The organism is Bacteroidales bacterium (genome assembly GCA_014860585.1).
GTDB lineage: Bacteria > Bacteroidota > Bacteroidia > Bacteroidales > 4484-276 > RZYY01.
This window is the reverse complement of the sequence record JACZJL010000012.1, coordinates 32,781-53,427: the sequence shown is the minus strand read 5'-3', so window position 1 is coordinate 53,427 and position 20,647 is coordinate 32,781. Positions and strand designations below refer to the sequence as shown.

Below are 20,647 nucleotides of genomic sequence, written 5' to 3'. Positions count from 1 at the left end.
TTGTTTTTTTAAGTAGTTGCTAATTGAGCTTTCTGATATCTTTTCAACCTTTTCTTGATGTTGGCCTCCACCACATAGTGGTCAATAAGAGGGGCAAATACGTTCATCAGGAGGATAGCAAGCATCATACCTTCGGGATAAGCAGGATTCAATACCCTGATGAGGACGGCAATCACACCGATTAAGATGCCATAAATCCATTTACCCCGGTTGGTTTGAGAAGCACTTACAGGATCAGTTGCCATATAAACAGCGCCAAAAGCAAATCCCCCCATGATCAGGTGGTAATAGGGTGGGATAGCCATGTAAGCATTGTCAGGTGCGACTATCGGACCCAAAATATTGAAAAGCAATGCCAGGGCGAACCCTCCAGCAAACACTGAAATCATAATGCGCCAGCTTCCGATTCCGGTTAAAATGAGGAACAACCCACCAATCAAGATCAGAAAAGTTGAGGTTTCACCGATTGAACCAGGAATAAACCCGAAGAACATATCCGAAGCACTGGGTAATGATGAAATCGGTTCATTGGTCAATAATTGTCCCAATGGCGTTGCACCTGAGTAGGCATCGGCTTTTTCGGCAATCCATACTTTGTCTCCCGACAGATCCTGGGGGTATGCAAAGAAGAGGAACGCCCGGGCTGTGAGGGCCGGGTTAAGAATATTCATTCCTGTACCGCCAAAAACTTCTTTCCCGATCACTACGGCGAAAGCGGTTGCAAGCGCTACCATCCAAAGTGGTGTGTCTGGCGGAACAATCAATGGGATCAAAAAACCGGAAACCAGGAAACCTTCATTTACTTCGTGCCCGCGAATCTGGGCAAAAGCAAACTCAATTCCCAACCCAACCACATAAGAAACTACAAGGATAGGTAAAACTTTTAATGCACCAAAAAAGATATTGTCCCATAAAGAAGCCATCACGCCGTGTGACAGATGGTGCTGATATCCAACGTTCCAAATGCCAAACAATAATACTGGAACTAAAGCCATCACCACAACGCTCATCGTACGTTTCATGTCGATGTAATCGCGGATATGGCTTCCGGAGGTGGTAGTGTCATTTGGAACAAACAAAAAGGTTTCGAATGCTTCAAATGTAGAGTGTAAATAGTGGAAGCGGCCACCTTTTTGAACGTTTGGTTTGATTTTATCAACAAAATTTCTTATCGCATTCATGCTGATATCTTGATTTATTTAAAATTAACTCATTTCTTTTCTCATCAAATCCAGTCCCTTGCGCACCAATTCCTGAATTTCGGTTTTGGATGTATCGATGTATTCAACCAAAGCAAAATCTTCCTCGTCCACCTCATAGATGCCAAGGTTTTCCATCGCTTCTATATCTTCGATCATAATTGCCTTGATCAGTTGCATGGGGTAAATGTCGAAGGGGAATACTTTTTCCATTTCTCCGGTCATTACCAGCGCCCTGCGACCGCCATGAAAGTTGGTATCGAGACGGTATTTTTTGTTTTTTGATTGCAGCCAGGTAAAAAATGTCCTTGAGTAGCTGAATTTACCAAAGCCTGGCAGAACCCAACCGAACATTTCGTAATAATCGCCTTCGGGAAGGATGGTGACCTGCGAATCGTAAAAACCAATAAAGCCGTTTTTGTCAATTTTTTTCCCCGTAAGTGGGTTGCCGCTGATAAACCTGAGTTTACCTTCATTAAGATTATCTTTTAAAATCTCCCTGATCGTTGCCCCGATATTGGTCTTTATGTACAGGGGTTTTAAAACTTCAGAGCCGGTGATGGCAATAATACGTTCGGAATTAAATCGACCCTCGGTAAACAATCTGCCAATGGTCAGCACTTCCTGTGGACGAAGATGCCAAACGATATCCCCCTTGTTGATCGGATCTATTTTGTTAATCTGAACACCTACGTTTCCGGCCGGATGTGGGCCGTTGAAATAATTGATCTGAACATTTTTTGCTTTTGTAAAAACTTCTGATGCAGCAACTCCACTTTTTAAATTGAGGTGAATTTTACCATTCGTCAGTTTTTTCAGCGCATCCAGTCCTGATTGAAAAGTAACACCCTGTCCATTGATGATGTAGTTGTAATCAGGCGCCAGTGGACTGGTGTCGAAACAAGAGATGAAAATTGATTTTGGATGGTCAGCCGCATTGGCAATCACATTGTAAGGACGCTGCCTTATCACCGGCCAAACACCGCTTGTAAGCATTTTTTCGGTGATTTGTTCCCGCGTTAGGTTGTTGGGATCTGCTTTGCCAAAATCTTCAAAAACCTGCTGCGTATCTGGCTCGATGATGATTTCATGCAACACACGCTTTGCACCGCGGCGTAGCTCTTTAATCGTTCCACTAACAGGTGCACACAGTTTGATTGTTTCACGGTATTTATCGTAAAACAGTGGAGTTCCGGCTTTCACCCTGTCTCCTTCCTGTACAAGAACTTTTGGGAAAACACCGGTAAAATCCGTTGGTTTGATGGCATACAACCCGGTGTCAACCTGCCTGGTCACCTTTTCGGCTTCTCCCATTAGATTGATGTCAAGTCCCTGTTTGATCGTAATAGTTTCTGACATATTTCTGTTTGAAATGTATGATGGATTAATTGTATCAAAAACCTGGTAAAAAAGGCTGCAAACTTAGAAATTTTAATTAAGTGATTCAGTAGTTTTTTGAAAATTTATAATAGATGTTGCCTCAAAATCTTCTTTCTGAGAGTATTACAAATTCTTTTGAGACAAATTAACAAAACATTTGATTATGGTTTTGAATTTGTAAAGGTAATTTTCATTTTTCAGAGGCATAAAGGTAATTCAACACAATCTGCTGATAGAATCTACAATTCAATTTTTTTCTTTTAGTTTTCAAACTTTCAATACTTTTGAGCATGATTTTTAAAAGACTAAATCCCAAAACAATGATGAAATACATCACGATTTTTATTATTTTATTTTTTTTCGGACTCCAAGGTATTGCGCAAACCGATTATTTCAGTGATGATTACTTACGCTACGAAGATTTTGTTTATCAGCCTAATATCCGCTCCGTACTGCTCTATAAAATGGGTTTCGAAATGTCATCTCCCATTGTAGCACTTCATTCTGAAGAGAAGCTGATGTTATCGTTTGATGATCTTTCGGCAGATTACAGCAAATACGAATACACGATCATACATTGTGATGCCGATTGGAACCCGTCGGACCTAATGCCCAATGAATATCTTGAATCGTTTACTGACGATTTTATCCCTTCTTACGACTATTCAATTAACACCATGCAGTCTTATGTGCATTATCGAAAAATGATCCCGAACGATGTAATCAGTTATAAATTAAGTGGCAATTACCTGGTTAAAGTTTATTTGGAGAAACAACCTGATGAAGTCATCCTGACACGCCGCTTTTATGTTATTGATCCAAAAGCAGATCTCTCAGCGGTAGTTGACAGGCCTTCAAATGTTGTAGATCGTGACTTCAAGCAGGAGATCACATTTTCGATCAACACTGCCAACATTTATGTTGTTGATCCTTTTAAAGAAATCAAAGTCACCATCAGGCAGAATGGTCGTTGGGACAATGCGATTACAAACATGAAACCCAGGCAGGTTTCGGGTCGTGAGTTAATCTACGATAATGCCGGAGCCTGCGTCTTCGATGCCGGGAACGATTACCGGTATTTCGACATCAAGAGCCTTCGGTACAATTCGATGAGGGTGAATGCTATTGAATATGATCCACTTGACGGATACCAGGTTTTTTTGCACGAAGACGAGGTGAAGAATAAAAATGTTTATCAGCGAATACAGGAAAGCATGAACGGCCGCTTCCTGATCAAGACTGAGGACTGGCCCGATAGTTCCATCGAGTCGGAGTACTGTACTGTCAATTTTTTTCTGCCCTATCCTACACCCCTGATTGACGGCAAACTTTACATTTTCGGTGGATTGACCAACTGGCAGTTACTCCGTGAGGCAGAACTTACTTTTAATTTCGAGCGGTTTGGATTTGAAGCAAAGCTGCTTCTTAAACAAGGGTACTACAACTATCATTATATTTTACTGCCAAATAATTCTAAGGTGGGCGACCTCACTTTTGCTGAAGGTAACTTTTTTGAAACCAACAACGAATATACCTTTTATGTCTATTTCCGCCCGCAGGGCAGTCGGTATGACCAACTGGTGAATGTCACCACTATGTATGCTTTCGATTATTAGAAATTTAGGGAGAACAATCTTTGGGCTTTAATTCAAATGACCGGAGAAATTGAATAACTGATTACATCTTATCCTTCAAAAACTTCCCGGTATAAGAGATTCCTGATTTTGCCATTTCTTCAGGTGTGTTTTCAAAAACAATTTCACCACCCTTGTCGCCGCCCTCGGGCCCGAGGTCAATTACCCAATCGGCCGATTTGATGATTTCGGGGTTGTGTTCGATCACTAAAATCGTATGGCCATTTTCTATCAAGGCATTGAGGGAATCGAGCAATTTGCTGATGTCATGAAAATGAAGTCCTGTAGTTGGTTCGTCAAAGATAAATAAGGTGGGTTGTTCTGCTGAGCCTTTGGTAAGAAATGAAGCCAGTTTAATGCGCTGAGCTTCTCCACCGGAAAGTGTGCTTGAAGCCTGTCCCAGTTTGAGGTAGCCTAATCCTACATCCTGCAATGGCTTCAATTTGTTCATAATTCTTTTTTGTGTAGCGGTTGGTTTTTTCTCTTCAAAAAACGCAATCGCTTCCTCTATTGTCAGATCGAGAATGTCGCTGATGTTTTTTCCCTGGTAATTCACATCCAGTACCTCATCCTTAAACCGTCTTCCTCCACAGGTTTCGCAGGTTAAATAGATGTCGGCCATAAATTGCATCTCAATCTTTACCAGGCCTTCTCCCTCGCATTCCTCACATCTGCCCCCGGGTACGTTGAATGAGAAAAAACCCGGTTTATAGCCTCTGACTTTTGCCAGTTGCTGGTCGGCAAACAACTCCCTGATATCATCAAAGGCTTTTACATAAGTCGCTGGATTTGACCTGGAAGAGCGACCGATCGGGTTTTGGTCAACAAATTCTACAGCCCTGATCTGGCTGAGATCGCCGGTCATTTTATCGTATTTGCCGGTTTTTTCAGTATAGCCTCCTAAATGGCGTTTCAAAGCAGGAAAGACTATGCCTTTGATCAGTGATGACTTCCCAGAACCGCTTACCCCTGTAACCACGGTAAAAATGTTCAGCGGAATACGGACATTCAGGTTTTTCAGATTGTTTTCACGACAGCCCTGAAATTCGATGAAATCCTTCCATTTTCTCCGGATTTTCGGAACTTCAATTTTCAACTCCCTGCTCAGGTATTTTGCTGTAAAGCTTTTATTGTCATTCATCAACTCTTCCAGCGAACCTGAGAAAACAACTTCGCCGCCAAGATTGCCTGCTAATGGACCGATGTCAATGATCTGATCGGAAGCACGCATAATGTCTTCATCATGCTCAACTACGATCACCGTATTGCCCAGCTTTTTAAGTCGCTGCAACACGCTAATGAGTCGCTTTGTATCTCGCGGATGCAGCCCGATACTCGGCTCATCAAGGATGTACATGGAACCCACAAGGCTGCTTCCGAGCGATGTTGCCAGGTTGATGCGCTGCGATTCTCCACCGGAGAGACTCGACGAAAGCCGGTTAAGGGTCAAATAACCCAACCCTACATCACACAGAAAATCAAGTCGACTGCGAATCTCAATTAAAATTCGACTGGAAACTTCTGTTTCGTATTCTGATAGTTGAAGCTCATCGAAAAAAGTGATCAGCTGATCCAGTGGCATCAACACCAGGTCGCTGATTGATTTTCCACCAACTTTCACGTAGTTGGCATCTTTGCGAAGACGGGTTCCCCTGCAATCGGGGCATAGCGTTTTGCCCCGGTACCGCGATAGCATCACCCTGTATTGTATTTTGTACGTTTGCTCTTCTACCTGCCTGAAAAACTCGTTGAGTCCATCAAAATGCTCATTTCCAGTCCATAGCAAATCTTTTTGCGCTTGAGTGAGATCATAAAACGGCTTATGGATAGGGAAATCAAATTTTCGTGAGGCCAAAACCAACAAATCCCTCCATTGACCCATTTTTTCACCTTTCCATGGAGCAATAGCACCCTGGTAAACCGACAAACTTTTATCTGGAATTACAAGGTCTTCATCAATCCCGATTACACTGCCAAAGCCTTCACAGCGTTTACAGGCGCCGTATGGGTTATTGAAGCTGAACAGGTTTTCGGTTGGCTCTTCAAATTCAATCCCGTCCATTTCAAAACGGTTAGAAAAGGTGGTAGTCTCAAAGCCATTGGCATCAAAGACATGCATCTGACATTTGCCTTCTCCCTCATAAAAAGCTGTCTGCGCTGAATCAGCCACGCGCGAACCTTGGTCTTTGTCGTCGTGGTTGACCGTTAGCCGGTCAACAATCAATTGAATGCTTTCATGGTTTTCAATTTGAGAAAAGGCTTGATTATCTTTTGTCAATTCTTCTATTTTCAGGATTTTTGAGTCTATAAAAACTCTTGTAAAGCCTTGTTGCAACAAAACAGCAAGTTGTTCCTCGAATTTTCGTCCGGATTTGACTTTCAAATCGCTGGTGATCAATACAGAAGTTTCATCAGGAAGGTTTTCGATAAAAGTAACCACATCAGTCACAGAATGGTATTGTACCTGCTTGCCCGAAACTGGTGAAAAAGTTTTACCAATTCTGGCAAACAGCAACTTCATGTACTCATAAATTTCTGTGGAGGTGCCAACTGTAGATCGCGGATTACGGACATTCACTTTTTGTTCGATGGCAATTGCTGGGGATATACCTTTAATATAATCCACCTCAGGTTTTTGCATCCTACCGAGGAATTGACGGGCATATGAACTGAGACTTTCGACGTACCGGCGCTGACCGTCAGCATACAATGTGTCGAATGCAAGCGAAGATTTGCCCGATCCTGACAAACCTGTGATTACCACCAACTTGTTGCGGGCAATAGCTACATCAATATTTTTCAAATTATGAACGCGCGCGCCCTTGATCAGTATAAATTTCTTTGGATCAAGCCCATCAACATTAACAACCGGCATAGTATTTATCTAAAGGTGGTATATTTTTTGCGATTTTCGAACCTTAAAAAGGTTACAGAAGGCGACAAATGTAAAAAAAATTTGGTGGTAAAAATTTATGGTGTACATTTGCACCATCGTTTTGAAAGAAATTGTTATTTACTAATTAAATTTATGGAGGATCGGTTATCGAATAAATTCTACTCTTTGTTTAAATAAATCAAAAAAGGAGACTTGTATGAAAGCCCAAATTCCCACAGACAAGGAGTTGATTAGTCAATATCTGGAAGGTAACCATTTCTGCCTCGAAAAGTTAATCCACCGTCATCAAAACCGTGTCTTTGCTTACATTTTAATGGTTGTTAAGGACAAACAACTGGCTGATGACATATTCCAGGATACATTTATTAAAGTAATTAAAACCATCAGGTCAGGTGCTTACAAAGAGGAAGGTAAATTCATTCAATGGGTGATGCGGATAGCGCACAACCTGATCATCGACTATTTCAGAAAATCAAAACGAATTCCTGTTATTGATAATGATAACAGTGAGTTCGACATATTTGACACCATTAGGTTCACTGATCCCTCCATCGAGGATCAGATCATTACCGACCAGATACACGACGACGTCAGAAGTCTAATCGAACTGCTTCCCGAAGAGCAGAAAGAAGTGCTCTTTATGCGACATTACGCTGAGATGAGTTTCAAGGACATCGCCGAACAAACCGACGTAAGCATTAATACCGCTCTTGGAAGGATGCGCTACGCGCTGATTAACCTGCGCAAGCTCATCAAAGAGAAAAATGTGATCCTAACAAAATAAGTCGTTTCAAAATCTGATTTAACGAAATATTTGATCTCATTGTAGCGTTTGCTGTTTTGTCAATTGATTAGTATAACAACAAAACAGCCTATGCAAAATTTTAACACAATTAATGATCTAATTCTATTCGCCTGTAGTGAAAACGATCTTTCAGATGCTGAGAAATTCCTGCGTATTAGACGAGCCGACAAAAAGCTTTCCAGGGAGTTCAGTACAATCATCAGGGTAAAAAATTACCTCCGCAAGATTCAGATCGGTCCAAGCGAATCAGTAATTAAAAACATTATGGGATTTTCGAAGGCTTTTTCGGTCAATAAAACCCGAGCCTCAGGCAATTTTAACCTGCTACTGAACTAACCTGTGAAATTCCCGCGAAAAAATACAAAAGTCGTCCTCATTATCGGACGGCTTTTTTTATTTTTGCAATTCAAATTATTAAACATTTGACAAAAAAGGAAAGATATCGTCAATTTATCGAATACTTCTCAGTAAATCAGCCTGATGTCAAAACAGAATTGACTTACTCAGATCCCTACCAATTATTGGTGGCTGTGATTTTATCAGCACAATGCACTGATAAAAGGGTAAATATGCTGACTCCATCTTTTTTTAATAAATTTCCAAACCCGGCATTTCTGGCATCAGCTCAGTTTGAAGAGGTTTTTAATGTGATCAAGAGCTGTTCTTACCCCAACAACAAAACTAAACACCTGATTGGAATGGCGCAAAAGCTGATAGAGGATTTTGATGGTGTTGTCCCTTCGGACATAGACAATTTGCAAAAACTACCCGGTGTTGGAAGGAAAACTGCCAATGTCATAGCCTCCGTATTTTTTAATCAACCTGCCATGGCTGTTGATACTCATGTTTTCAGGGTTTCCAAAAGGATTGGGTTAACAACAAATCCAAAGAATCCGCTGGACACGGAAAAGCAACTGGTAAAATTCATTCCGAAGGAGTATATTTCACGTGCTCACCACTGGCTGATTTTGCATGGCAGATACGTTTGTATTGCACGAAAACCAAAATGCGATGTATGCAAAATCAACTATTTTTGCAAGTACTATCAATCGAATGTTTTGAACACAAATCCGGCTCTTAATAATTCTTAATCGTAAGAACCTTTTCCCTTTAAATTGTATATTTGGCATTAATTTAAAACACAATCAAAACTATGACACAACTTCAGATTGGACACAAAGCTCCGGATTTCAATGCACTGGATCAGGATGGGAGAACCATTAGCCTTAAAGATTTTGCAGGTAGCAAAGTGATTTTATATTTTTACCCGAAAGCAGACACTCCTGGCTGTACTGCTGAATCGTGTAATCTCAGAGATAATTATGATGAACTAATGGGTAAAGGTTTTAAAATTCTTGGTGTTAGTGCAGATCCTGTGCAAAAACAAAAGAAATTTGCCGAAAAATATAATCTGCCTTTCCCTTTGATCGCCGATACTGAGAAGGTGGTTCTGAAGGCTTACGGGGCGTGGGGCGAGAAAAAAATGTACGGCAAAGCTTATGAAGGCATTATCAGAATGACATTTGTAATTGATGAAAAAGGAATGATTGAGCGGGTGATTGACAATGTTAAGACAAAAGACCATGCCGCTCAGGTTCTGGAAGCGATGAACGATTAACTCAATAACATAAACCAAATAGTGATGGCAAAAGAAAATCAGGATGCGGCTGACAAGTTGAAAGCCGAAAAATTGCAAGCGTTAGAACGAACATTAGGTAATATCGAAAAGCATTACGGTAAAGGAACCGTAATGAAACTGGGCGACTCACCCGTGGAAAACCTACCTTCCATTTCCACCGGTTCCATTGGCCTTGATGCAGCTTTGGGAGTTGGCGGGCTGCCTAAAGGGAGGGTAATCGAAATTTATGGACCTGAATCATCGGGTAAAACTACACTGGCCATTCACGCTGTTGCTGAAGCACAAAAATTGGGTGGCATTGCAGCTTTTATTGATGCCGAGCACGCCTTCGACAGGTTCTATGCCCAGAAACTGGGTGTAGATATCCAGAATTTATTGGTTTCACAGCCTGACAACGGAGAGCAGGCACTTGAAATCACTGAAAACCTCATCCGCTCCGGCGCCATTGATGTGATCGTCATTGACTCCGTTGCAGCACTTACGCCAAAAAGTGAGATTGAAGGCGAAATGGGTGATTCAAAGATGGGTCTGCAGGCGAGACTGATGTCGCAGGCATTGCGTAAGTTAACCTCAACCATCAGTAAAACCGGAACTGTTTGCATTTTTATCAACCAATTACGTGAAAAAATTGGTGTTATGTTTGGAAACCCTGAAACTACAACAGGTGGAAATGCACTCAAGTTTTATGCATCAGTGAGACTTGATATTCGTCGAACGGGTCAGATCAAAGACGCTGAAAGTATCAGTGGCAACAGGGTGAAGGTCAAGGTGGTGAAAAACAAAGTTGCCCCACCTTTTAAAAGCGCTGAATTTGACCTGATCTATGGCGAAGGCATTTCTAAACTTGGTGAAATCGTTGATCTGGGTGTTGACTTTGACATCATCAAGAAAAGTGGATCCTGGTTTAGCTATGGCGAGACCAAGCTTGGACAAGGTCGGGACGGTGTAAAGAAATTGCTGGCCGACAATCCGGAACTGGCCGATGAACTTGAAATGAAAATCAGGGAGTATCTGAAGGCAAAGGCTTAATCGATTCTCCAACAATTTGTCAAGCCTGGTTTGGTTCTCATCAAACCAGGTTTTTTATTGATATACAACTACATAACATCATTAGAATTCGCTTTTTCAGATGCTAAAAAACTGTTACTGAATACTCCCGATATTACTTCGTCACTTTTTCCGGCATCTTTTATTCAGAACAACGCATCGCACCCCAACTGGTTATGTATATTTGCAACCCAAAACATGGGCATTTGCCGAAAACTGTGACAGACCAAAACCATTCAGCTAAAGGGCTAATCATAATTACACGGCTTGATGAGATGATCATCGGCCAGTGGAATCGTTTTGTTGATGACCATCCACATGGCTCTGTCCTTCAATCCCCTTTTTCCTACCAGCTTTTTGATCTCACGAGTCATTTTGTGCCTGTTTTCATAGGTTGCTTTGATGAAAATAGGAGAATGGTGGGCGTACTTCTTGGCGTTTTAATTAAGGAACGAAGTTCGCTGAAAGGCCTGTTCTCGTCGCGATTAGTAGTTTATGGAGGGCCATTAGCCGACGGGCTGCATCCGGAAAAACGTCTTATCTTCTCTTTGCTTCTCGAGAATCTGATCAAAAAAGTTAAGAATAGCGCAATTTTTATTCAGTTTCGGGCTTCGTATGATTTATCACCTTATGCAGATATTTTTCAACAATTTGATTTTAAATGGGTACCACGCCTGAATCTTTTAGTTGATACAACCAACAAGCAGAGATTCGTCCAGGAGATTTCATCAACAAAACGGCGGCAAATAAGAAAATCGCTTGAAAATGGAGCAAAGATCATCGAGCCCGCAAATCTTGAACAGGTGAGAGCGTTTTATGACATTCTTTACGACCTTTACCGGCATAAGGTGCGCAAACCATTACCCGACTGGAGTTTTTTTGAAGCCTTTTTTAACCTGATAGCAGATTCCAAATTTGGTAAATACTTCTTGATTGAATACGATAAGAGGATAATCGGTGGAATTATGTCTCCTTTTATGCCCGGAAAATCGGTATTCGAGTGGTATGTTTGCGGACTGGATGCTGAATTCAGGGCAAAAGGTATTTACCCCTCTGTGCTGGCTACCTCTGCAGCCATCGAATTCGCTGGCAAAATGGGTTGTAAACTATTTGACTTTATGGGGGTTGGGAAACCTGATGAGCCTTATGGAGTCAGGGATTTTAAGATGAAGTTTGGCGGCTTTCAGGTAAATTATGGCCGTTACATCCGCATTAACAGCCATTTAAAGTATGCGATTGCTGAGTTTGGGTACAATTTGTTAACATGGTTGAAAAAAGTATAACATTTAATCAGTTTGAAAGTAATGCGTTTTACTAATTTCGCAGCGTAATTTTTTGCCTATGAATAAAAGGTTACTTTTTGTAATAGTTGACATCTTCATTTTAGCTTTTTCTTTTTTGTTTTTTGCCTGGTTAAAACCGGGCACAAAGGCTGTTGTCCTTCCCCAATACATCAAACCATTCGTATTTTTTTTGCTGGTCTGGGTCATTGCTTCATTAACCACCAAAAAGTACCTTCCATATAAATTCAAGGTTAAAAAGGAGATCCTTACCATAATTCTTCAGGCCAATTTCTCAAGTCTCGCAGTAGTCACCATATTGATCTATACTTTTAAGCTGTTCTCCGTATCGCGGTTCATGTTATTTGGCACTATTGCACTCGCCACAGTGTTGGAAGTATTTTTTGCCTGGCTATACAATATTGTCGTCACCTCCCCGGCACTCGATGTCGAAAATCGCGTAACAACAACAAAGGCATTTCAGGGGGTTGATCAGGATTCAACAACTATTTCAGCAGAGAAGCAGAAGAAATTCGTCAAAGAAAAAAAAGCGCTTCCGCCTGAATTGCTCCATGTGATTGGAAGTGAGTTTGGGGATGAGGTAAAGGACCTGATTTCAAAATATGCCGGACATATAACAGGAAATGTTCAGGTTGTTTCAACCACAACAAGGTTTAACATTGCTTCACTGGTTAAAGATAAATACAACTGCCTGATCAACCTGCACAGGATCAATGACATCCGATGGCTTAATAAATTTTTTGAGACTGTAAATGCAAAGCTCAATCATAACGGGGTTTTTATTGGTAAAGCAGAGACCTACAGCCTCAGGAAGCATAAGATATTACGTAAGTACCCAATTCCATTCAATTATTTGATTTACGCTTTTGATTTTCTATTCAGGCGGGTATTTCCGAAACTACCGGTTTTGAAGCGGATTTATTTTTGGGTAACCGCCGGCCAGAACAGGGTTATATCGAGGGCTGAAACACTTGGCCGGCTCTACTCCTGCGGTTTTGAAATACTAGAGGAGAAATACATCGGCGATGAATTTTATTTTGTCGTGGTAAAAACAGGCGAACCGACGTATCCCGAAGCCCCTTCCTACGGTCCGATAGTCAGGTTGAAAAGAATAGGCAAGGACGGGAAATTTTTTTACGTTTACAAAATGCGAACTATGCACCCCTTTTCAGAATACCTGCAAGAGTATGTTTATAGCCAGAATAACCTGGAATTAGGAGGTAAATTCAAAAATGATTTCAGGGTGAATACATTAGGTAAAATCATGCGAAAGTTCTGGATTGACGAATTACCAATGCTTATCAACGTGGTGAGAGGAGATATGAAGATTGTTGGCGTTCGGCCATTGAGCAGTCATTATTTTGAACTTTACAGCGATGAACTCAAACAGAAACGAATTAAATGCAAGCCCGGACTTGTTCCTCCATTTTACGCTGATATGCCCGAAACACTTGATGAGATCATGGATTCGGAGATGAAATACCTTGAGGCTTATGAAAAAAGCCCATTCCTGACTGATTTCAGATATTTCTTTCTTGCCTGGAAAAACATCCTTTTCAAAAAAGCCCGTAGCAAATGAAGGAATGACAAAAGCAGAGTTGACCTATAAACATTCAGAAAATAAGTTGCCAAGCAGGCGATCTGATCTCTTATGCAATCCCGTGCAATCTAAATGTCTTTGGATAGTGTTATTTGTAGTTCTGATTCCTTTCGGGAAAGGTTTTACACAGGCGCTGACCGGAACAACCGGATATTTCGACATACCTTCAGGAGAAATACATAAAGATCGGACGATGTTCATCGGTTCAAACCTGCTAAGTAAGGAATACAAAAAATGGGGCAGCCCCGATCATGACGCAATGAGTTTTTTCGTGACCACCAGTTTCCTTCCTTTTGCCGAAATCTCCATCAGGTTCACACGGGTAATCGGCCTTGATGATTACAGTTCAACAGTTGGTGACAGAATGGCCTCGGCCAGGTTTCAGGTATTGAATGAAAATAAATATCTCCCTTCAGTGGTGGTTGGTCTGCAAAATTTTTTTACTACGCTGAGCAGTGGTGGAGCATCCCATTTTAACTCCACCTATTTAGTGGTCACTAAGAACTTCAAGTTGCCGAAAGTAATTGATAATATCGGCCTTACAGCCGGCTATGGTTCCGAATTAATGACCGCTGCCGACTACCAGTTTATCGGATTTTTTGGAGGTATCAAAATTACTCCCCAAAACATGGAGTTTCTTGAAGTGATGGTTGAATACGACGGTGACAAATGGAACGCAGGAGCTCGTTTGGTTATCCTGAAGCACATTGTCCTGCTTGGCGGCCTGGAAGGGATGGATGCATTCTCCGGGGGAGTGAGTTACAGGTTCAGACTTCCATAATCCGACAACATTTTATTCCTTCAGCGAAAAACCCGATGATAAAAAATTGATTATCATCGGGTTTACTTTTTTATTGCAGTCCGTAGGGGAATCGAACCCCTGTTACCAGGATGAAAACCTGACGTCCTAACCCCTAGACGAACGGACCATTGTGTATGATTAGAACTTTTGCTCGAAATCGGCTGCAAAAATAATTGTTCTTTTTAAACTGACAACTATTTTAAATCAAAAAGTAGAAAAAATTCTGGTTGTTCACGGTTAAATAATTGTCAACTTACTGATTATTTGGTCTTTTGAGTATTCAATCTTAATGAAATACAACCCCGGTGTAAGTGTTGATGTATTCAATTCGAACATATCCTGGTCAGTATTTAATGGGATTTTTCTAACTTCCACCCCAAAATGGTTCAGAATTACCAGGTATTGAGGATTATCTTTATCCGTTTTCCATTTGATAATAACATGTTCTGATGCAGGATTAGGGAACAAAAAAAGGCCATCAGCCGTTTGTTTTTCGTCAACAAAGGTTAGGTCAGTAGTGTAATACGCTTCCCAACCGTTACCTCTGACGTAACTGTTGGTAGTAAAAGTGATGAACATCTTTCCGTTATATGCCGTGACTGGTTCCGGTAAATTTCCCGGCTCAAAATAGCCTGAAAATTGCGCCAGTAACTGGTTGTTGGTTGGGTCATAGACTTTGATAACATCATTAAGCGGTTCAGTATCAATCATTGTAAGATTCAGGGTTACCTCCGATGCACCTTCCGGGTTGATATACCACATACAAGTATTGCCGTTGTTGTAATAGAACGAACCGCTTCCATCCGAAATCCATCCTTCCGAGGCTGTCAATGTTGTCATGCCGCTACACCATACCGGCTTTTGTGTCTGATAGCTGGCAAAAAATCCATTGGCCGAACCGCGGGGATTTGATAAAAAGAGAAGAAACAATTGATTTCCAGAAGATGTGACAGCGTCAGGGATCGTTTCACCTGAAAACGTTCCGATCAGAGGGGCGTTGTCATCCTGCCCATCAAAAATGCTGAGGTAATCGTCTTCTTCAAGATGAAATCGCTGGAATGAAAGCGTAATGCAGGTAATCGAATCCATTTCATTTTGCGGATTGATCAGGTATGAGCACTGGCTATTCGCTGCATAATAATAAATCGGACCGCTTCCATCACCGAAAGTACCTTCATGGTTTGTAAGTTCGGTGAATCCCTCGCAATAATCGGGATAGACATGGTTAATCGTATCAGGGACACAATGGATGATCAATTCCTGTGCGAGGTTGAAATTTGAGCCGCCGGGTGTGAGTTCATTGGTGTAAAAATAACCGTCATAGCTACCGCCCCATCCCCAGTTGAAATGATAATAACCCCCGTCCTGGTAGCCATCTACTACAAAAGCGTGTCCATAGAGGTTTGGCTCTGACCAGCCTGCATAATACATCGGTATGTTCCGGTCGAGGTGCGAGATCAAAAGACTATCCCAGTCCATATTGGTGCTGTCTCGATAGACATACTGCGTTTCAGGTGCGTATTTGAAATAGGTGCGCAGCGAGTAGGCGGCTTTGTGGTTATACATTCCAGAGCCGTCAGGTCCATACACCATGTCCACCGAAACACCCAGATGAAACAGCAACTCAGCCACTGCGAGATTACTTCCCGATAGTTGGTTCACCATTTCCTGCCAACGGTAGGTTGTGTTCTCAAAATTTGCAGAAATGGTATCATACTCCGGAAGGTAATAGGAATAGGAACCCATCCCGGTTTGAGGATGCCTGAAGTAGAACATCACTTGTCCCATTGCTGTGGCCACACATCCTGCGTAGCAACGACCTCCCGGTCCACCGGGGTCGACAGGACAAAGCTCGTTATAAAACTTTCCCTGGTTCCATTTTGAAGTGAGCAGGGGTTCCACAGATTTCAATGCATGCATGTTTTTGATGGAGAATTCCGGAGACAAATACTTTTCCCATGCATGATCAATTTCTGGTATTACTTCTGCAGGATTGTTCAGTGAGAAAATGATCTGATCCTGGTATTGTCTAAGCCAAGCTCCGACATTTTTCTCCTCATCAGGCTGACTGAATTTGCCCTGTGGAGAATAAGCTAAAACAGGCCAAGCATTCCTTGTTCCTGCTACCAAAACAAACCCATTCTCAAAATTTATTGCATAATAAAGTAGCATCTCTTGTTCGTAATTTGGAACTATCTCAATAACTTTAAATTGAGCACTGGTAATTACCTGATGATCCCAAAATCGTTCATTAATAAAATTGACAGCAACAAGCTGTGCTTCTAAAGGATCGACTTTAGAATTGGATTGTGCAATCAACATCAAGGTCAGCAAACCTGAGAAAAATGATAGAATAAGTTTTTTCATGACAGTATTTTTTTCAAAAATAGCTTTTTACTAAAAACCGGTTTAGCAGAAAAAAAAAGAGCGACACGTTAATGTGCCGCTCCCAAATAAAAGTCATGATTATGAAATAAAAAACTTCTATATCATTGTGATTTATTCGATTACAATTTTTCTTACCAATTCTTTTTCATCGGAGTGCAGGCGTAGGATGTAAACACCTTTTGCCAGGTTTGAAATATCAATACTTTCGATGAATGCACTCTGGCGAGAATTAATGATTTCCGAATAAACTGCGATACCTGTCATATTAACCAATGATATAGCAACTTGCTTGCTCTGAGTTGAAATAAAAGAGATATTCAACTGTTCATGAGCCGGATTTGGATAAATGGAAAGGTTGTTGAAAATCTCATCATTTTCAGAAATACCAACGTTTTCAGCTTCGTAATAGACTTCCCATCCCAATCCTCTGTTAGCATTATTGGATGAAAATACCAGATAAAACTTACCACTCGGAGAAGTTATCGGATCGGGAATAGTTTGTCCTGAAAGGTTTGCCAGCAGTTGTTGTGATTGAAGGTCGTAAACTTTCAAAAAGTCTTTTCCGGCTTCAGTGTCGAAATAATTGAACATGATCGTTGTACTGGTTGCATATTGTGGTTGAATGGTCCACATGCAGGTTGATCCGTTGTTATAATAGAACGAACCGCTTCCATCGTCAAATGTTCCGTTTGGATCAGTAAGGGCAGTGAGACCAGTACACCATGTGGGTTGGAATGCTTTGTAGGAAATGAACCAGCCGTTGGCCTCTTCAGTAGCATCGGTTGTAAAAGTAATCAACACTTTGTTGCCTGTTGAGTTAACAACATCGGGGATTGTGGCTCCGGAAAATTCTCCCAGCAAAGGTGCACTTTCATCCTCACCGTCGTAAATTCTGACAAAATCTGCATTTTCCTGTGTTTCAAAACGGTCGAAGGTAATTCTGATATAGGAAACTGAATCGGTTTCGTTTTGCGGAGAGATCAGCCATCTGCTATTTACATTTGGCTCATAGTTATGTTTAGGTCCGCTGCAATCTTCAATGGTTCCGTTCAGAAAGTTGAGTTCAACCAATTCTTCAGGCGGGCTGTATGGATAGATGGTTTGATCCGGAATAAAGTTCCTGACCATGGCATTATTTGTCGTAAATCCTCCGGCATCTGTACAAAGATACCAACCATTGGCTGAACCACCCCAACCAAAGTTGAAATGATAGAATGTTTCATCGGTTTGCTCCTGCATACCGTCAACCACAAAAGCATGACCTCCGCTGGCATCCTGTCCTGAGTAATAAACTGGCTGCAGCAGTTCCATTTGCTGGTTCAGGTACGCTTGCCAGGCTGCCCATCCTCCCCTTTGGATATATTGTGCGTTATTGGAGTATTTGAAGTAGTTTTTGATTGCCGGAGCAACATCGTCACTATAGGCGCCTGATCCATCCGGACCATACATCATACTAACAGAAACACCGCAATGGTATTGAAGTAAAGCTACATCGTAGTTAGGAATGTTTCCGGTACTGTTTACCATGGCTTCGTAATTATAGTAGGCTTCGCCAAAGTTGGCTGTTAAAGATCCATAACCGGATGCATAGTAAGTTTTGCTTCCGGTTCCAGTATATGGGAACCGCCAGTGATACATGATCATCGACATGGCTGTGGCAACGCAGCCGGCATAAACGTAACCGCCAGGACCTTGCGGATCTGGTGGGCATAAGTAATTGTAGGGATAATCCTGGTTCCAGAGAACTGTCATCATTATTGGAATATCACGCGTGTTGGCCAGGAATGAGAGGTTTTCTGGTTCTTCCCCTCTGAGGTTTGCCCATGCAGCGGCAGCTTCAGGTGCTGCTTCAACATTATTTTCGCGCACATGGATTACCTGTGCTCCAAAATTATTGAGCACATATTTCCAGTTGTCAGGTGCTGTTTCGGGATCGAATGTAGTCACAAACGAGAATCCAACAACAGGATAAAGCCTGTCATCGGCAGGAACTACCGCATAACCGTTATTGTTGAAATTGAATACATAAACGACGTCAATGCCTTCATTTTCGATTACATGTGTTTCGACAATGTAAAATGAAACATCACTGCCAGGGTGATTGACAGCAAATTTTTCGTTATAAAAACGAGTAGCTACTTTTTGAGCCTCACCAACTTCCACCTTTTCGGCATATAGAAAGGCGACGCTGAAAAAGAGCACGAGCATCAGGAGTAAACTTTTGAATTTCATGGGAATAATGATTTGATGTTAGTTAAAGTTAATTGTCTGATATTTATATCCTTGGTAAGCAAATGGGAATAATTCATCAAGAAATCAAAGGCCAAAAGTACAATTTTTTTTAAATTGTAACTTTTAATGATAACTTTTAACCTAAATGAACTTCTTAGTTGTATTACCAGAAAAATTCGTGAAAACAATACATTACTCTGCTTAAAATCTGATTTTTGGGAAAAATTCCACGGGTTGGATTATTTTTGCAAGAATTTTAAAACACTACTGATGAAAAGCATTTTAATTAAAAATATTAAGGAACTTGTTCAAATTGAGCATCAACCAAAAAAATGGGTAGCCGGTATGGATATGGGCAATATTGAAACGATAAAGGATGCATTTTTATTTATCTCGGACGGATTGATTGCAGCCTTTGGTAAGATGGAGGCATTGAACTCTGCAGTGAATGCCAGGTTGCTCAAAAAGGCACAGCAGGTGGATGCTTCAGGAAAGATGGTTTTGCCTTCATTCTGTGATTCGCACACACATTTGGTTTATCCGGCAAGCCGTGAGATCGAATACATTGACAAAATCAAAGGGCTGTCTTATGAAGAGATTGCTAAGCGGGGAGGCGGAATTCTGAATTCAGCGCGACGAATGCAGGATATTTCGGAAGAAGAACTGGTGAAATCAGCTTTGGAGAGACTTAACGAAATCATCACTTTTGGCACCGGTGCTGTTGAAATTAAAAGCGGTTATGGATTAACTACAGAATCAGAGTTGAAGATGTTGCGTGTGATTAGAAAATTGAAAGAACTTTCACCTCTGACCATAAAATCCACTTTCCTGGGTGCTCACGCTGTTCATTCGGATTATAAGGGCAGACAGTCAGATTATGTGGATTTAATCATTAATGAAATGATTCCCGTGGTAGCTTCTGAGGAGTTGGCGGATTATATTGATGTTTTTTGTGATCGTGGATTTTTTACGGTGGAGGATACAGACAGGATACTAAATGCCGGGATGAAATATGGCCTCAGACCAAAAATTCACGCAAATGAACTCGATTTCTCAGGTGGAATTCAGGTCGGGGTAAAATATAATGCGCTATCGGTGGATCATCTTGAATATACCGGCGATGCTGAAATTGAAGCATTGCTTGGTTCGGAGACCATGCCAACCATTCTTCCGGGTGCTGCATTTTTCCTGAACATGCCTTATGCTCCTGCGCGGAAAATGATTGATGCCGGGTTACCTGTTGCAATGGCCAGTGATTTTAATCCGGGATCATCTCCTTCGGGAAATATGCAGCTGATCCTTTCGATGGCAAGCATCCTGTATCGTATGACACCCGAGGAAGGGATCAATGCAACCACAATAAACACAGCGTACGCAATGGATCTGAGTGAAGAACTCGGCAGTATTGCAGTAGGGAAAAAAGCCAATGTTTTTATTACCAGACCAATTCCTACTTACCAGTATTTGCCTTATTACTATGGCAGCAATAAAGTTGAAACAGTAATTCTGAATGGGGAGGTAAAGTAAAAAAGTGCTTGTATCACTGAAAATTCATTAAGTACGCAGAGTGCATGAGGTAAATGTTGCTTTGGATTAATGGGTTGAACTCAACCTGACAATCTTTTCTGGTAGTCCATTTAAACCTTCACTGTTCTGAAAAATTGCCTGCCAACCCAACAATGCCGCACATTCGGCGACAATCGTTACAACTTTCTTCCCATCAT

The 20,647-nt window shown here is 41.4% G+C and carries 15 protein-coding genes and 1 tRNA gene; 10 read left to right on the top strand and 6 right to left on the bottom strand.

Translation table 11 applies throughout. The annotated features are described in order from the left end of the window. Positions 1-8: 8 nt before the first annotated feature. Positions 9-1,181, bottom strand: coding sequence for an NADH:ubiquinone reductase (Na(+)-transporting) subunit B (locus IH598_01530; GenBank protein ID MBE0637184.1), 1,173 nt, complete (start codon positions 1,179-1,181; stop codon positions 9-11). 24 nt (positions 1,182-1,205) lie between these two features. Next, entirely contained in the window at positions 1,206-2,558 is a 1,353-nt protein-coding gene (locus tag IH598_01525) for a Na(+)-translocating NADH-quinone reductase subunit A (protein MBE0637183.1), read from the bottom strand. Between the two features lie 341 nt (positions 2,559-2,899). Between IH598_01525 and IH598_01520 the strand changes: the two genes are divergently transcribed. After that, the gene (locus tag IH598_01520; protein ID MBE0637182.1) at positions 2,900-4,195 is read left to right on the top strand and encodes a DUF5103 domain-containing protein; all 1,296 of its coding nucleotides are present in this window, start codon (positions 2,900-2,902) and stop codon (positions 4,193-4,195) included. 61 nt (positions 4,196-4,256) lie between these two features. Here IH598_01520 and uvrA read toward each other — a convergent pair whose 3' ends face one another. Further along, positions 4,257-7,088 (bottom strand): excinuclease ABC subunit UvrA, encoded by a 2,832-nt coding sequence (gene uvrA / locus IH598_01515; GenBank protein MBE0637181.1) that lies wholly within the window; start codon positions 7,086-7,088, stop codon positions 4,257-4,259. Positions 7,089-7,305: 217 nt separating this feature from the next. Here uvrA and IH598_01510 point away from each other — a divergent pair, with 217 nt between their 5' ends. The 8 genes from IH598_01510 to IH598_01475 all read left to right on the top strand — a co-directional run bounded on the left by IH598_01510 (position 7,306) and on the right by IH598_01475 (position 14,282). Beyond that, a complete protein-coding gene (locus IH598_01510) occupies positions 7,306-7,893 on the top strand; it encodes a sigma-70 family RNA polymerase sigma factor (protein MBE0637180.1) in 588 nt (195 codons plus the stop codon). A gap of 90 nt (positions 7,894-7,983) precedes the next feature. Next, complete coding sequence (locus IH598_01505; GenBank protein ID MBE0637179.1) at positions 7,984-8,250, top strand: hypothetical protein; 267 nt, start codon at positions 7,984-7,986, stop codon at positions 8,248-8,250. An 86-nt stretch (positions 8,251-8,336) separates the two neighbouring features. After that, positions 8,337-9,005: an endonuclease III gene (nth, locus tag IH598_01500; protein MBE0637178.1), complete on the top strand. Its 669-nt coding sequence runs from the start codon at positions 8,337-8,339 to the stop codon at positions 9,003-9,005. Positions 9,006-9,067: 62 nt separating this feature from the next. Next, on the top strand, positions 9,068-9,532 hold the full coding sequence (gene bcp, locus IH598_01495) for a thioredoxin-dependent thiol peroxidase (protein ID MBE0637177.1): 465 nt from the start codon (positions 9,068-9,070) through the stop codon (positions 9,530-9,532). Between the two features lie 24 nt (positions 9,533-9,556). Beyond that, positions 9,557-10,582 (top strand): recombinase RecA, encoded by a 1,026-nt coding sequence (gene recA, locus IH598_01490; GenBank protein ID MBE0637176.1) that lies wholly within the window; start codon positions 9,557-9,559, stop codon positions 10,580-10,582. A gap of 224 nt (positions 10,583-10,806) precedes the next feature. Next, on the top strand, positions 10,807-11,883 hold the full coding sequence (locus IH598_01485; GenBank protein MBE0637175.1) for a GNAT family N-acetyltransferase: 1,077 nt from the start codon (positions 10,807-10,809) through the stop codon (positions 11,881-11,883). Between the two features lie 58 nt (positions 11,884-11,941). Beyond that, positions 11,942-13,480 carry a sugar transferase gene (locus IH598_01480; GenBank protein MBE0637174.1) on the top strand — a complete coding sequence of 513 codons (1,539 nt, stop codon included), beginning with the start codon at positions 11,942-11,944 and terminating at the stop codon, positions 13,478-13,480. Positions 13,481-13,586: 106 nt separating this feature from the next. Beyond that, positions 13,587-14,282, top strand: coding sequence for a YjbH domain-containing protein (locus IH598_01475; protein ID MBE0637173.1), 696 nt, complete (start codon positions 13,587-13,589; stop codon positions 14,280-14,282). A 76-nt stretch (positions 14,283-14,358) separates the two neighbouring features. Here IH598_01475 and IH598_01470 read toward each other — a convergent pair. From IH598_01470 to IH598_01460, 3 genes are all read right to left on the bottom strand, one after another. Further along, positions 14,359-14,430: transfer RNA gene (locus IH598_01470), tRNA-Glu, on the bottom strand. Between the two features lie 110 nt (positions 14,431-14,540). Then, complete coding sequence (locus tag IH598_01465; protein ID MBE0637172.1) at positions 14,541-16,670, bottom strand: C10 family peptidase; 2,130 nt, start codon at positions 16,668-16,670, stop codon at positions 14,541-14,543. Positions 16,671-16,802: 132 nt separating this feature from the next. After that, positions 16,803-18,923: a C10 family peptidase gene (locus tag IH598_01460; GenBank protein ID MBE0637171.1), complete on the bottom strand. Its 2,121-nt coding sequence runs from the start codon at positions 18,921-18,923 to the stop codon at positions 16,803-16,805. A gap of 270 nt (positions 18,924-19,193) precedes the next feature. On the opposite strand from IH598_01460, the gene IH598_01455 reads away from it, so the two are divergent. After that, positions 19,194-20,450 carry an imidazolonepropionase gene (locus tag IH598_01455; protein MBE0637170.1) on the top strand — a complete coding sequence of 419 codons (1,257 nt, stop codon included), beginning with the start codon at positions 19,194-19,196 and terminating at the stop codon, positions 20,448-20,450. The last annotated feature ends 197 nt before the right edge of the window (positions 20,451-20,647 follow it).

Excerpts from the sequence above, each read along its gene's own strand:
- uvrA (MBE0637181.1), bottom strand. The coding sequence starts at position 7,088 with ATGCCGGTTGTTAATGTTGATGGGCTTGATCCAAAGAAATTTATACTG.
- IH598_01465 (MBE0637172.1), bottom strand. The coding sequence starts at position 16,670 with ATGAAAAAACTTATTCTATCATTTTTCTCAGGTTTGCTGACCTTGATG.
- bcp (MBE0637177.1), top strand. The coding sequence starts at position 9,068 with ATGACACAACTTCAGATTGGACACAAAGCTCCGGATTTCAATGCACTG.
- IH598_01480 (MBE0637174.1), top strand. The coding sequence starts at position 11,942 with ATGAATAAAAGGTTACTTTTTGTAATAGTTGACATCTTCATTTTAGCT.
- IH598_01510 (MBE0637180.1), top strand. The coding sequence starts at position 7,306 with ATGAAAGCCCAAATTCCCACAGACAAGGAGTTGATTAGTCAATATCTG.
- IH598_01505 (MBE0637179.1), top strand. The coding sequence starts at position 7,984 with ATGCAAAATTTTAACACAATTAATGATCTAATTCTATTCGCCTGTAGT.
- IH598_01520 (MBE0637182.1), top strand. The coding sequence starts at position 2,900 with ATGATGAAATACATCACGATTTTTATTATTTTATTTTTTTTCGGACTC.
- IH598_01460 (MBE0637171.1), bottom strand. The coding sequence starts at position 18,923 with ATGAAATTCAAAAGTTTACTCCTGATGCTCGTGCTCTTTTTCAGCGTC.
- IH598_01455 (MBE0637170.1), top strand. The coding sequence starts at position 19,194 with ATGAAAAGCATTTTAATTAAAAATATTAAGGAACTTGTTCAAATTGAG.
- IH598_01525 (MBE0637183.1), bottom strand. The coding sequence starts at position 2,558 with ATGTCAGAAACTATTACGATCAAACAGGGACTTGACATCAATCTAATG.
- IH598_01530 (MBE0637184.1), bottom strand. The coding sequence starts at position 1,181 with ATGAATGCGATAAGAAATTTTGTTGATAAAATCAAACCAAACGTTCAA.
- recA (MBE0637176.1), top strand. The coding sequence starts at position 9,557 with ATGGCAAAAGAAAATCAGGATGCGGCTGACAAGTTGAAAGCCGAAAAA.